This is a genomic window from Synechococcus sp. PCC 6312 (assembly GCF_000316685.1).
GTDB lineage: Bacteria > Cyanobacteriota > Cyanobacteriia > Thermosynechococcales > Thermosynechococcaceae > Pseudocalidococcus.
The window spans coordinates 3,654,584-3,667,739 of sequence record NC_019680.1; the positions used below are offsets into that span (position 1 = coordinate 3,654,584).

General features: G+C 48.9%; 14 protein-coding genes. 8 read left to right on the top strand and 6 right to left on the bottom strand.

The features are described 5' to 3' along the window. Nucleotides 1-4: 4 nt before the first annotated feature. The gene (locus SYN6312_RS17685; protein ID WP_015126267.1) at nt 5-1,069 is read right to left on the bottom strand and encodes a methyltransferase; all 1,065 of its coding nucleotides are present in this window, start codon (nt 1,067-1,069) and stop codon (nt 5-7) included. A 301-nt stretch (nt 1,070-1,370) separates the two neighbouring features. On the opposite strand from SYN6312_RS17685, the gene SYN6312_RS17690 reads away from it, so the two are divergent. From SYN6312_RS17690 to SYN6312_RS17710, 5 genes are all read left to right on the top strand, one after another. Beyond that, nucleotides 1,371-2,243, top strand: coding sequence for a YwqG family protein (locus SYN6312_RS17690; RefSeq protein WP_015126268.1), 873 nt, complete (start codon nt 1,371-1,373; stop codon nt 2,241-2,243). A gap of 178 nt (nt 2,244-2,421) precedes the next feature. After that, a complete protein-coding gene (locus SYN6312_RS17695; RefSeq protein WP_015126269.1) occupies nt 2,422-2,685 on the top strand; it encodes an AbrB/MazE/SpoVT family DNA-binding domain-containing protein in 264 nt (87 codons plus the stop codon). Continuing rightward, on the top strand, nt 2,672-3,061 hold the full coding sequence (locus SYN6312_RS17700) for a type II toxin-antitoxin system VapC family toxin (RefSeq protein WP_015126270.1): 390 nt from the start codon (nt 2,672-2,674) through the stop codon (nt 3,059-3,061). The genes SYN6312_RS17695 and SYN6312_RS17700 overlap by 14 nt, the downstream gene beginning before the upstream one ends. 137 nt (nt 3,062-3,198) lie before the next feature. Then, nucleotides 3,199-4,584 (top strand): thioredoxin-disulfide reductase, encoded by a 1,386-nt coding sequence (gene trxB, locus SYN6312_RS17705; RefSeq protein WP_015126271.1) that lies wholly within the window; start codon nt 3,199-3,201, stop codon nt 4,582-4,584. 131 nt (nt 4,585-4,715) lie between these two features. Further along, nucleotides 4,716-5,114, top strand: coding sequence for a DUF29 domain-containing protein (locus SYN6312_RS17710; RefSeq protein WP_051021074.1), 399 nt, complete (start codon nt 4,716-4,718; stop codon nt 5,112-5,114). On the opposite strand, the gene SYN6312_RS17715 is transcribed toward SYN6312_RS17710, so the two are convergent. Further along, nucleotides 5,111-5,767: an ATP synthase F0 subunit B gene (locus SYN6312_RS17715; RefSeq protein ID WP_216594164.1), complete on the bottom strand. Its 657-nt coding sequence runs from the start codon at nt 5,765-5,767 to the stop codon at nt 5,111-5,113. The two genes, SYN6312_RS17710 and SYN6312_RS17715, sit on opposite strands and share 4 nt — an antisense overlap. Beyond that, nucleotides 5,698-6,228, bottom strand: coding sequence for a pantetheine-phosphate adenylyltransferase (gene coaD / locus SYN6312_RS17720; protein ID WP_015126274.1), 531 nt, complete (start codon nt 6,226-6,228; stop codon nt 5,698-5,700). The genes SYN6312_RS17715 and coaD overlap by 70 nt, the downstream gene beginning before the upstream one ends. Nucleotides 6,229-6,411: 183 nt before the next feature. Between coaD and SYN6312_RS17730 the strand changes: the two genes are divergently transcribed. After that, entirely contained in the window at nt 6,412-6,849 is a 438-nt protein-coding gene (locus SYN6312_RS17730) for a hypothetical protein (RefSeq protein WP_015126275.1), read from the top strand. 45 nt (nt 6,850-6,894) lie between these two features. Beyond that, nucleotides 6,895-7,644 carry a phytochelatin synthase family protein gene (locus SYN6312_RS17735; RefSeq protein WP_172636068.1) on the top strand — a complete coding sequence of 250 codons (750 nt, stop codon included), beginning with the start codon at nt 6,895-6,897 and terminating at the stop codon, nt 7,642-7,644. 14 nt (nt 7,645-7,658) lie between these two features. Here the strand turns inward: SYN6312_RS17735 and SYN6312_RS17740 are convergent, their stop codons facing one another. The 3 genes from SYN6312_RS17740 to SYN6312_RS18580 all read right to left on the bottom strand — a co-directional run bounded on the left by SYN6312_RS17740 (nt 7,659) and on the right by SYN6312_RS18580 (nt 11,868). Continuing rightward, nucleotides 7,659-9,050 carry an NAD-dependent malic enzyme gene (locus SYN6312_RS17740; protein WP_015126277.1) on the bottom strand — a complete coding sequence of 464 codons (1,392 nt, stop codon included), beginning with the start codon at nt 9,048-9,050 and terminating at the stop codon, nt 7,659-7,661. 77 nt (nt 9,051-9,127) lie between these two features. After that, nucleotides 9,128-9,346: a hypothetical protein gene (locus SYN6312_RS17745; RefSeq protein ID WP_015126278.1), complete on the bottom strand. Its 219-nt coding sequence runs from the start codon at nt 9,344-9,346 to the stop codon at nt 9,128-9,130. A 170-nt stretch (nt 9,347-9,516) separates the two neighbouring features. Continuing rightward, nucleotides 9,517-11,868: a bifunctional diguanylate cyclase/phosphodiesterase gene (locus SYN6312_RS18580; RefSeq protein ID WP_172636069.1), complete on the bottom strand. Its 2,352-nt coding sequence runs from the start codon at nt 11,866-11,868 to the stop codon at nt 9,517-9,519. Between the two features lie 220 nt (nt 11,869-12,088). Here SYN6312_RS18580 and SYN6312_RS17755 point away from each other — a divergent pair, with 220 nt between their 5' ends. Further along, a complete protein-coding gene (locus tag SYN6312_RS17755) occupies nt 12,089-13,153 on the top strand; it encodes a 3-deoxy-7-phosphoheptulonate synthase (RefSeq protein WP_015126280.1) in 1,065 nt (354 codons plus the stop codon). Nucleotides 13,154-13,156: the final 3 nt, after the last annotated feature.

The following is a 13,156-nucleotide window of genomic DNA, read 5'->3' on the forward strand; positions in this document are numbered from 1 at the left end:
GAATTCATGACAGTCGCATCCCTTCAATAACGCTGACAATGCCGTGGGTGGGAACAATTCGAGTTAACTTGAATCCAGCTTGGGCAAACAGGGCCTGGAATTCTGCCGCAGTCCGTTCTTTACCACCGGGACACATGACTAACATATTCACATCGAGGAACTTGCCAATAAAGGGATCATTGCCGGGGGGTATCACTTGCTCAACCACCAAAACTTTACCGTTGGCGGCCATGGCCTGGTGACATTGCTTGAGAATGGCAATAGCGCGTTGATCATCCCAATCATGAATGATGTGTTTGAGGATATAGGCATCGGCTCCGGCGGGGACTGATTCAAAAAAGCTGCCACTCACCAACTGACATCGCTCACTCACCGGACTATCTGCAATGTGGGATTTTGCTCGCTCAATCACGTCAGGCATATCAAATAAAGTGCCGGTCATGGTGGGGTTGGCCTGGAGAATGGCTGTGAGTAAACTCCCTTGCCCGCCGGCCACATCAACTAAGCTCTTGATTCCAGAAAAATCATAGTCTGATATTACTCCCGCAATTTCCGGGCTGGAGAAACTAGTCATGGCGCGGTCAAAGATGTTGGCAGCTTCCGGATTTTGACCATAGTAGTCAAAGATATTCATGCCGAAACGGTCTTGGAAGCTACTGTCACCCGTTTTAATGGCATGGAGAATGTTGCCCCAACTGCCATAGTGTTCCTGATCGCCCATCATGATCGAGGCATCCCGAACGGAACCAGGGACATCACTGCGGAGAAAGGTCGCCAGGGGAGTTATGGCAAAGGTACTGGGTTTAGTTTCCGCAAAGATGCCCACACTGGCCAAGGCCCGCAACAGACGATAGAGAGAGGGTTCATGAGAGCCAGTGGCAGTGGCTAGTTCCGCACAATTCTTTTCACCTGTGCTTAAATGATCCGCAAGACCCAATTTGGCTGCCGCAAAGATCGATTGAGACACCCAATATCCGGTGATCATTTGCATCAAAACCATTTGCGGCGGTGGGGAGGCCATAGACTCTGCCATGGGGGATAAAGTCTCAGGCTCCGTTGCTGGTGTCATGATTGTGGCTTTAAATTTAAAAGAGTGGCTTAAGAGTATCCTAAAGACCTTTGGTGATTGATACAAGACGGATAACTTTTGGGAATTTACCCGGACTTTAGCTCAATAAAAGCCCTCTCTCGCAAAGCTTTTCAGGAATTCCTGATTTTGGACTCAAGTTAATTATTTATTCAAGGTTTTTAATGTAGCTGAATTAAGTCACTGGCCATTGAATAGCAACTTTCCCGTCTAAAATTCTGATATGCCGATGTTTCTGCTCAGTTGAGTCGCTTGCCCAGGCCCGCAATCAGGTTTTTAACCCATGTCTTCAACGATTATCAATGGTTTAGGGAATCCCCAATTGGCCCGAGTAGCTGATGCCTTAAAAAACTTGACCAGGCCTGGGATTCGGATCGACACAACCCCAATCACAGCTACAGAATTACCTCTGGGAGCATCTCGGATTGGCGGACGACCCGATGTAAGCGAGGATTTTGCCTGGCCAGTTTGGGACGGTGACACCTTATCCTTTTTAGCTCAAATTAATCTCACGGACTTAGCGATCTTTCCGACTGCCAGTATTTTGCCCTCCAATGGCTGGCTTCTATTTTTTTATGATCAAAATCAACTGACATGGGGATTTGATCCAGAGGATCGAGGTAGTTGGGCTGTGATTTATTTACCCCAGGCCAGTGAACCACTCCACCGCTGCGAGCTACTAAGTCAAGAACTCCAAGAGGAATTCTATGATCTTTGCTCCTTAAGTTTCTCAGAAAATCTAACCTTACCCCCCATTGATGCTATCGCCATCCAAAACCTCCAATTAACAGACCCCGAAAGAGTAACCTACTACGAGCTACTGGCTGAAATTTCTGAATCGGCGGGTGTTTGCCATCAAATCTTGGGGCATCCCTTGGCGATCCAGGGCGGTATGCAACTAGAGTGCCAATTTGCCGCACATGGCATTTACTGTGGGGATAGTTCTTACAGTACGGATAGTTCTGAGGAAGCCGATACCAAAATCCGAAACCTGATCCCTGGCGCAACAAACTGGCAACTGCTGTTCCAATTGGATACTGATGACAATACCAAGATGATGTGGGGAGACATGGGGCGGCTCTATTTTTGGTGTCAGGAAAGCGATATTCACGCCCAAAACTTTGACCAGGCCTGGATGATTTTGCAATGTAGTTAAATTGGGATGCTGATAAAGCCATGTCTCTGAGTGCATAAATTTCTTGCACATTACTATACCAGGCCATACTCCAAAACATCCTGACTCTTACTTTCATTGCATCTAATCCCTACAACTACCCCTGAGATGGGAATGCTAGAATCCTTACATATTTCTTACTGATTGCCAGACTGAAGTCATGGATATCACTCGCTTATCCAGTAAAGGTCAAGTTATTATCCCCAAAGCTCTCCGCACGGCTCATCAATGGGAAGCGGGTCAAGAATTGATCGCGACTACTGTGGGTGATGGTATTCTCCTCAAGCCAAAGAAACCGTTTCCAGAAACAAGCTTGGCTCAAGTTGCTGGATGTTTAGCCTATGCAGGACAACCCAAAACCTTGGATGAACTAGAAGATGCAATTCGCCAGGGAGTTATGGAGCAGTGGGATGAACGCCGTTGATACCAATATCCTTGTCCGCCTATTGACGAAAGATGATGAACTCCAGTTTCAACAAAGTCTGAGACTCTTTCAAGAACAAGTGATCTTTATTCCCGATACTGTGCTTCTGGAAACCGAATGGGTCTTACGCTTTGCCTACCAATTTAAACCTGCTGACATTGGCCAGGCCTTTAGAACCCTTCTAGGGTTACCCAATGTTGAACTTACCAATGGACACTTGCTCCTCCAGGCCTTGCAATGGCATGAGAATGGTTTAGATTTTGCTGATGCCTTGCACCTTGCCCAGAGCCAGGCCTGTTCTGGCCTTTACACATTTGATACAAAATTCATCAAGAAAGCTCAAGGACTGACGGCCTGTGATGTGCAGCAACCTTAATATCAAAATTGATGCCATAGTTTCCATTTTGCAATGCAGCTAGAGGCCGGATAAGAAACATCCCTTGCAGAGGCATTACAAATCCTTTACAATCAAATCAGGCTTAAGCGGAATCATTACGAGTTTGGATTAAAACCATGGACAGCACAACCAACGCCCTGAATACCATTGAAAACGTGGTGATTATTGGCTCTGGCCCCGCCGGATATACAGCGGCGATTTATGCGGCTCGGGCTAACCTAAAACCTTTTATGTTTGAAGGGTTCCAGGCCGGCGGACTCCCAGGCGGACAACTGATGACGACGACTGAGGTTGAGAATTTTCCTGGATTTCCCGAAGGCTTACAAGGCCCGGAACTGATGCAACGGATGAAAGACCAGGCCATTCGCTGGGGCACGGAAATGGTCACAGAGGACGTTACCCATGTGGATTTCAGCCAGCGGCCCTTTGTGATTACCTCGGCCGAACGTCAAGTCAGAGCTAACAGCGTGATTATTGCCACCGGAGCCACCGCCAAACGCCTGGGACTGCCTGGAGAAACTGAATATTGGACGAAGGGAATTTCTGCCTGTGCCATTTGTGATGGGGCCACACCCATTTTCCGGGATGGGGAACTGATTGTGATTGGGGGGGGAGACAGTGCCGCCGAAGAAGCCGTTTACCTGACCAAATATGCCTCCCACGTTCATTTGCTGATCCGGACGGACAAAATGCGGGCCAGTAAAGCCATGCAGGATCGGGTCTTGGCTAATCCTAAAGTCACAGTGCATCGCAATACGGTCGGGGTGGAAGTCTATGGGGATGGCAATCTAATGCAGGGCCTGGTGGTCAAAGATACGGTTACAGGGGAAGAGCGCAAAATTTCTGCCAAGGGCCTGTTCTATGCCATCGGTCACAAACCCAACACCGATCTATTCCAAGGGCAACTGGATTTAGATGAAGTCGGCTATGTCGTCACCCATCCGGGAAAAGCTGAAACTAGTCTCGCAGGGGTGTTTGCTGCCGGGGACGTTCAAGATCATGAATATCGCCAGGCCATTACTGCTGCCGGAAGTGGATGTATGGCCGCCCTCGAAGCCGAACGCTGGTTATCGGCCAATAACTTGATCCAAGAATTTCACCAGGCCAACCCCGATGCCCACTACGAAGCCGAAGTCAAAGAAGCGACCCCTGCGACCACTGAAGCGACTTTTGATCCAGAAGCAACCAAACAGTATGGCGGCTATGCGCTGCGGAAACTCTTCCATGACAGTGATCGGCTGTTGATGGTCAAATATGTTTCCCCCACCTGTGGCCCCTGCCATACCCTCAAGCCCATTTTGGATCGGGTTGCGGATGAGTTTGCCGGGAAGATGCACCTGATTGAAATTGACATCACGGTGGATAGTAATATTGCCGAACAGGCCGGAGTCACCAGCACCCCCACGATTCAACTGTTCAAAGATAAGGAATTGGTAGAGCAATTGGTTGGGATGAAACCAAAAAGCAAATACCGGGAAACCATTCAGCACTATCTCAGCTAAACCAACCCCCACCTTAACTAAATTGTGCCGAATAGCGTTATGGAAATGGAGATCAATGATTTATCTGTAATGCTATCCGGTACCTTAATTAGTTGTTATGTTCAGTCCTGCGAATACTTAGAAATACTAGAGTGGTTGTGGGCCTAGAGGTCGAAACGGTGAAAACAACGCCACATCAAACTTTATATCAAACCGATTATCTGGCCTGGGTGAAAGAAACCGCCAAACATCTGCGTGCGGGTAACTTTGCCGGCCTGGACGTAGAGGCATTAATTGAGGAGGTCGAAAGTTTAGGACACTCAGAACGCCATGGACTGAAATCCCAGTGGGTTCGGGTGATAATGCACTTACTGAAGTTAGAAGCCCAGCCCCAGGCCAAAGAGTATCACAACAGTTGGGTATCGAGTCTGGTTAATGGCCTGGGTCAGATTGCCGATGCCCTAGAGGATTCCCCCAGTTTACACGGATATTTAAGTGAATCCGCCTATTTCTGGGGCCAACTCGCTGATTTGGGTGTAGCCACTTCTTAGTGCTTATGACGGGGGGCTTGGTGTTGGAGATGTTGGCGGCCATTGCGAACCACTCGCAGCATTTCCAAAAATTGATTTTCCATATCCCCTAAGACTTTATAGGCATAGGCATCAGCATCGGTTTGGGTTTGTTGAGCATCTGCTTCGGCCCGGTGACGTAACTGATAAATTTCCTGTTCAGCCTGTTGTCGCATCCGATTGAGATCATCCACAGTCCGTTGCCGGAGAGCCTCCACTTCCCGTTGGACATTTTCCCGAATTTTCTGAGCTTCCATTTCCGCCTGTTGGACAATCCGCAACTCATCAGCAATTTCGGCTGCTTTCTGTTTTGCTTTTTGGACAATATCCTGGGAAAAATTCTGGGCCTGGCTAATGATTTCATCTCGTTTGGCCAAGATTCGCTCGGCTGTAAGGACTGTCTCAGGGATTTTTTTCTCAATTTCTTCGAGGTGATGGAGAATCTCTTCCTCGGCGATGATTTTGCGGCCGGTTAAGGGAATTTTGACCCCTTCCATAATCAGCAACTCTTCTAATTCCCGAAGTTGTTGCAACAGCGGTAAATCAGCGGGGGAGGTGGTCGGAATCATCGGGACTCCGCGATTATCAATGGGGCGGTTGTCGGTGGGTTGACTGGTGGGGTTGGGTTGAAACATCGTCCTAAGTCCTGAACAACATTGGGGGGAACCAGATGAGTAACACTGCCACCAAAGCGAGCAATTTCTTTGACGAGGCTACTACTTAAAAAACTATATTCATTGGATGTGGTCAGAAAAACTGTTTCCACCTCCGGCCATAAACTCTTATTAGTATGGGCCATTTGCAACTCGTACTCAAAATCAGACAAAACCCGTAATCCTCTTAACAAAACTTTCGCCCCCTGGATTTGGGCATAGGTCACGGTTAAGCCATCAAAGGTATCCACGTCCACATTGCTGAGATGCTCAGTGCAGGTGCGAATTTGCTGAATCCGTTCTTCTACAGTAAACAACGGCTGTTTTTGTAAATTTCGGGAAACAGCCACAATCACCCGCTCAAACAAGCGGCAGCCCCGTTGAATCACATCCAAGTGGCCGAGGGTGATGGGATCAAAACTACCCGGATAAATTGCAATCATGGAGATTTGTCAAAAACGAGAAAACATAGGGCTGATTATAGGGTTTATCTCCCCCGCGCTGGTTTTTGACCTGATGGCTGCTGATCCTCGGACTGGGGTTCATCATCGGTATGACTGGGGGATGCAACCTTTTTTGGCGAACCTTGTTAAAATCACTGACAAGTCAGGCGAGGAGACCGATTCATGAATGCAGCCGAACAAGCCGTGGGGCTTTCCATGACAACCAAGATTGCGGCAGTGGTGAATTTGGTCAAGCAGGAATTTCCTGATATGAAGGTGGATCTCAAACCCTGGGCCAATGACCCCAGTACAAGAGAATTAGTCGATCCCGACTCTATTGATTTAGCCTTCCATCTTCCTGGGTGGAGTCGCCGTTGTCAGGCCCGCAGTCTTTTGCTCCAAATTCGCTTGTTTCGAGATCCAATCTCTGAGGAACAGCGGGCTATTGGTGTCGAAGCCGTGGGTCTGAGTTTCCAGGGAGAACAATGGCGGCTTTCAACCGTGGGCAATTGGCAACTCATGGGTCAAAATCTACCCCAGGCCGCAGTCCAAAACCAACTCCGACAAATCTGCGAGCAAATTCTAGGACTCTTTAGCCCCCCCACAGCCACAGAAACGTAGCCCAGATACCAGAGAAAGACGATGTTTAAGGGGGGTGAAATAATTTTGAATCTTCTGATCAAGGGGTTGGGGATCTCGACCTTCCTGATGCTGGGCTTGGGTCGAAGTTGGCTAGGCACACCGGCCTGGGGACAAACCTTAACCTTAGAAGCCGGGCTAACCTCTTTAACATCTAGAACTGGCGAATCACTACTGGAAACCAGCCAAGCTAAGGCCGATGTTTTGCCCCTCATGAGCCACTTTGTCACCCAAATTAACCCAGCCTATTGTGGTGTGGCCAGTAGTGTCATGGTCTTAAATGCCTTAGGCGTTACAACTGCAAATACACCGGCCTGGCAACGGGGCTATCTGAACCAAGACACCATTTTTACTCCCCAAACCAATGCGGTGATTGATCGGCATCTGATTGCTCACCAGGGGTTAACCCTATCCCAGTTGGCCGAATTCTTACAGACCTATCCCGTCACGGTAGAGCGATATTACGGGTCTGATCTGGGCCTGGCGGAATTTCGGCAAATTCTGGGCATATCCCTCGGAAAGGCTAATCAATACATCTTGGTGAATTATTTACGCTCCAGTATTGGTCAGGAAACAGGGGGACATATTTCACCGTTGGCCGCCTATCATGCCGAGCAGGATCAGGTGTTGATCTTAGATGTAGCCCGCTACAAATATCCGCCGATCTGGGTTTCTGTCCAGGCCCTCTGGCAAGCAATGGGAACGATAGATCCAGTCTCAGGTAAATCCCGTGGTTTTTTAGTCATTCGCAACCGGGAGCCAAAGGCGAAAAACTAGGCATCTTCAGGGCTTTAGATGCGAGCAAGGCCTTGATGTCTGGCACAATGTTCTACCGCCGCCGCCACTGCTGGAGCCACCCGCCGATCAAAGACAGAGGGGACAATAAATTCCCGGTTCAGTTCGCTGGGAGTCACGAGTTCGGCAATGGCTTGCGCGGCCTGGAGAAACATCTCGGTGGTTAAGGCTTTCGCTCGACAGCCCAAGGCTCCTTTGAAGACACCCGGAAACGCCAAAACATTATTAATTTGATTGGGGTAATCACTCCGGCCAGTGGCCATAACGGCAACAATATCGCGGACTAGTTCCGGTTGAATTTCGGGAATCGGGTTAGCCATCGCAAAGACAATTGGATCCGGGGCCATGGATTTGACCATCTCCACAGAAACCACTCCGGGCGCACTCACCCCTAAAAAAACATCCGCATTGGTCATGGCGGCGGCTAAATTCCCAGCCTGTTTGACGGCAAATTCTTTTTTTCCAGGGGTTAAATCCGTCCGATCCAGGGAAATAATTCCTTTGGAGTCACAGAGGAAAATATCCGTCACCCCGGCCTGGCGCAATAATCGGGCAATGGCCACCCCCGCCGCCCCGGCCCCATTAATGACAATCCGCACCTGAGGGAGGGTTTTATTGACTAACTTCAAGGCATTGAATAACGCCGCTAGGGAGACAATGGCAGTTCCATGTTGATCATCATGGAAAATCGGAATATCCAGTTCTTGCTTGAGACGAGTTTCCACTTCAAAGCAACGGGGCGCGCTAATATCTTCCAAGTTCACTCCCCCAAAGACCGGCGCAATATGCTTCACGGCCTGGACAATTTCATCCACATCTTGGGTATCCAGACAAATTGGAAAGGCATCCAGGCCCCCAAACTCTTGAAACAACATCGCCTTGCCTTCCATCACGGGTAACGCTGCCTCTGGCCCCAAATTCCCCAGGCCCAGGACTGCACTCCCATCTGTCACAATCGCCACCATATGCCCCTTGACGGTTAAGCGATGCACCTGATCCGGATCTTGGGCAATGGCGGTACAAATCCGACCCACCCCCGGCGTATAGGCCATGGCTAAATCATCCTGCCCTTGGAGGGGAATCTTGCTGGTAACGGTAATTTTGCCACCCTGATGCAGGTTAAATGTCCGGTCAAAGACCTCCAAGATGTGGCAGTGGGTTTGCTCCTTAACGGCGTTAACAATGGCTTCGGCGTGTTCCGTACTGGCAGCGGCCACATTGACATCACGAACTGTAAAATCTCGGCTATGTTTGACCAAATTGATATGTCCTAAATCACCTCCGACTTCGGCAATGGCCTGGAGAATTCGGGCTAACATTCCTGGCTGTTGGGGAATCTCAATCCGCATCGTCAAGCTAAAACTGGGGTTCGGCGTAAGGACGGTCATAGACGTGGTGATTTAAGTTCAGTGCGAATCAAGCTTAACCCAATCCCTTGGCCTGGGGGAGTCTTAGTCCAAAGAATTTAGGCTTTGGTATCAAAAAATACAACCTTAGCCCATAAACCAAGGGTCGCTGCCAACGCAGGGAAAATAAACGTAAGAATCCGGCTATCTGTGGCCCGCTGTTGAGTTCGTAAGTCTGAAACTTCTTGCTTTAGATCACCAATTTTGTCTTCAATACCTTTGAGGCACTCATCGGTGCGGGCCGCATCCACTTCAAAGCGTTTATCCAGGGTTTGCACATCTTAACGAATCACGGTGATGTCCGCTTACATGGCCTGGATGACAGTTAATACTTGTCCCAGATTGGATTGAGTTGTGACTTCTGACATGATCAATATCCTGAGTTAGCCATGGCAATATATCCAAGATATAAGCTGAAAATTCTAGGTTTAACAAGGGATAGGAATTGTTAGCTGTGTTCACGGAGAAAGGGGGGAACTAACTCTGGGGGTAAAGGACGAGAATACCAGTAACCTTGACCATGGGGGCAGCCAAGGGTTTTCAATGTTGCAAGTTGGCTATCGGTTTCAATTCCTTCAGCAACAACATCTAACTTGAGAATTTGAGCTAGGGAAATAACGGCATGGACAACTTCTAAGTTTTCTGGGGTCTGCTCCATGCATGTAATAAAGGAACGGTCAATTTTGATGCTATCTAGGGGTAAATGGCTTAAATAACTGAGGGAAGAGTACCCGGTGCCAAAATCATCAATAACCGTTTGAATCCCCAAGGCCTTGAGTTCATGGAGCATTTGCCGAGCGGATTGAAGATGTTCCATTAAAATACTTTCGGTGATTTCTACTTTCAGACAGGAACCAGGCACTTTATTAGCCTTGAGAATATTAGAAATCTGCTCAACCAAGGTGGCCTGGGAAAACTGTTTACTGGAGAGGTTGATGCTCAAACCAATATCCTCGGTAAATTCGTAAGGATAGCTTTCTCGCCAGAGGTGAAACTGTTGACAGGCGGTTTGTAAGACCCAAGTTCCCAAGGGAATAATCAGTCCGGTTTCTTCGGCAATAGGGATAAAGTCTGCGGGGGAAATCATGCCTTTGGTGGGATGGGGCCAGCGTACCAAGGTTTCCAGGCCAACTAGCTTTTGGGTACTCAGGTTGAAAATTGGTTGATAGACGAGGGTAAATTCGCCACGCTCCACAGCCTGCCACATTTCCAATTCCAAATTCAGGCGTTGGCTGACTTGGAGGTAAAGTTGCGAATTAAATACTTCATACCGATTTTTCCCCAGGCCTTTGGCTCGATACATGGCCGTGTCCGCATCTCGGAGCAGTTCTTCCGGTTTCTGGTAGTCCGGTGTGCCCATCACCAGGCCAATGGTGGCAGTGGTATAGAGATTATACTGATTAACCTTGAAGGGAATCGCTAGCCGATTAATTAAATGTTGGGCAATGGTTTCGGCCTGGGCCTGATCCCGGAGTTGTTCCAAAATAATCACAAATTCATCCCCAGCCATCCGGGCGACAAAATCCTGGGGACTGACGGCACGTTTTAAACGTTGGGCAATTTCCTGGAGAAAACCATCACCGACGGAATGCCCCAGACTATCGTTAATGGTTTTGAAGCGATCCAAGTCTAAACAGAGGATGGCATAGGCATTGTCGGGCCGCTCTATCGTCTCTTGAAGGCGTAAAGACAATAAATCCCGGTTGGGCAGTCCGGTTAAGGAGTCATGTTGGGCCTGGTGACGGAGGCGATTTTCCAGTTCTTTGCGTTCATTGAGTTCGGTCTGGAGTTGGCTGTAAAGTTCGGCCTGGTGAATGGCAATCGCAACTTGGGTGGATAGTTGGCGAACTAGATTGACTTCTTCAGCGGCCCATTCCCGCGGTTGGCTACATTGATGGGTAATGATCAGGCCCCAGAGCTTACCGGCCACCACAATCGGAACGACTAAATTTGCTTGGATATCGTAACACTGGAGGAGTTCTTTATGACAAGGGTGCAGTTTAGCAGTGTGGATATTTCCCAAAGCCTGAATACGCCCATTTTGATACTGGTCAACAAAGTTTTGAGAGAAGCAATGATCATGAATCACATCCCCTAACACTGAGGGCCAAGGGGCGATAACGGCCTCATTCACCATTGTTCCCGAATAATTTGGACGAAACCGATAGATCACGACCCGATCTGCTTTTAAGAATTGGCGAATTTCCTGGACAGTGGTATTGAGAATCGTCTCTAGGTCTAAGGAAGCATGAATATTCTGGGTGATTTGAATAACAAGACGTTCCTGTTCTGCTTTTTGCCAGAGAGCTTGTTTATTGCGGTGGCGTTCTTGAGCATAGTGGATCGCCCGCGCAAGGATTCTGGGGCTGAGTTCATTATTGACTAAGTAATCTTGGACACCAAAATGGAGTAGCGCCAGGCCCAAAGATTCATGCTCTGGCGGGCTAATCAGAATTAAGGGAATAGAGGAGGCAATGGTATCTAACTGGTTGATGATGGCCTGAGGATTCTCGAGGGGCAAGATCAAGATTAAGAGGATAGGTGGAGTTGGGTTGCTTAAATGGGCCTGAGCGGCTTCAAGACTGGGGTAATGCTCCACTTGGCAGAAGTCCAGCAAATCACAGGCCTGGTCAAGAAGATGTTGCAGGTGTGCAGCTTGGTGAAGATTGGGATCAATAAAAATTACATGAATGCTAGATGCCGAACAAGAATTAGACGGCTGAACTGATGGATGCTCTAAATACTGATCCCAGGCCTGAGGGGGAGGTGTGGGTTGTAACTCCGGGGAATATTTAGACACAGCGGAACCACCCCAAGCAAAAGCCTTGATAGAATTTTGAGTCGCTAGGTATTGAAAAAGACTCATTAATTTTATTATGCCTCAAGACTATTTCCTCTGTCACCTCAGCAAGAACTAGCAAGGTCTCAGTCCAGGCCAGTCAGAAATGTTACTAAGCGTGATCAAATCTAGGGGGGCAAAAAAACTTTGCTAAGATCAGAAAACCACTTTGATCGGCCCCATGCGTCAAACCTCTGATCTCCACGTTGTTGAAACTCGTCCTTTGTTAGCCCCGGCAACCGTTTTAAACCAACTTCCCACCACCCCCACCATTACCGCCCTCGTGGCTGACACCCGCGATCGCATCCGGGCGATTTTGAAGGCCCGCGATCATCGCCTGCTCGTGGTGGTTGGCCCCTGCTCAATCCATGATGTCAGTGCGGCTTACGACTACGGGCAAAAGCTCCAGGCCTTGCGGGAGGAGCTGGCCGACTCCTTAGAAATTGTCATGCGGGTCTATTTTGAAAAACCCCGGACTTCAGTGGGCTGGAAAGGGCTGATTAACGATCCCCACCTAGACGACAGCTATGACATCAACACGGGCTTGCAACTGGCTCGGAAACTCCTACTCGATTTAGCCGAACTAGGAATGCCTGCGGCAACTGAATTATTAGATCCCATCATTCCGCAATACATTGCCGACCTGGTGGCCTGGACTGCGATTGGAGCGAGAACCACCGAAAGCCAAACCCACCGCCAAATGGCCTCTGGTCTTTCCATGCCTGTGGGGTTTAAAAATGGAACCGATGGGCATCTCGATTCCGCCATCAATGCCATGTTAGCGGCCAAACAAACCCATCATTTTCTTGGCATCAACGCCCAAGGCCTGGCCAGCATTGTTACTACCACAGGCAATCCTGATAGTCACTTGGTTCTCCGGGGCGGTAAAGATGGCCCGAATTATTCTAGTGATCACATTGAGATGGCTGCCACTCTCCTCCAACACAAGGGCTTACCCCAACGGATCATGGTGGATTGTAGTCATGCCAATGCTGATAAGGATCACAATAAGCAAGTGGCCGTCCTTCAGAACATTGCCGGGCAACTGCAACGGGGTAATCGCCATATTCTGGGCGTGATGATTGAAAGTCATTTAGTCGCCGGCCAGCAGGCCATCCCCGGAGATTTACGCCAACTCACCTATGGCCAAAGCATTACGGATGCCTGCGTGGATTTTCCGACCACCGTTGAGATGTTGCAGGATTTAGCCCAGGCCGTGCGGAATCAGGCCCTCGTGGTGCGCTAAGGA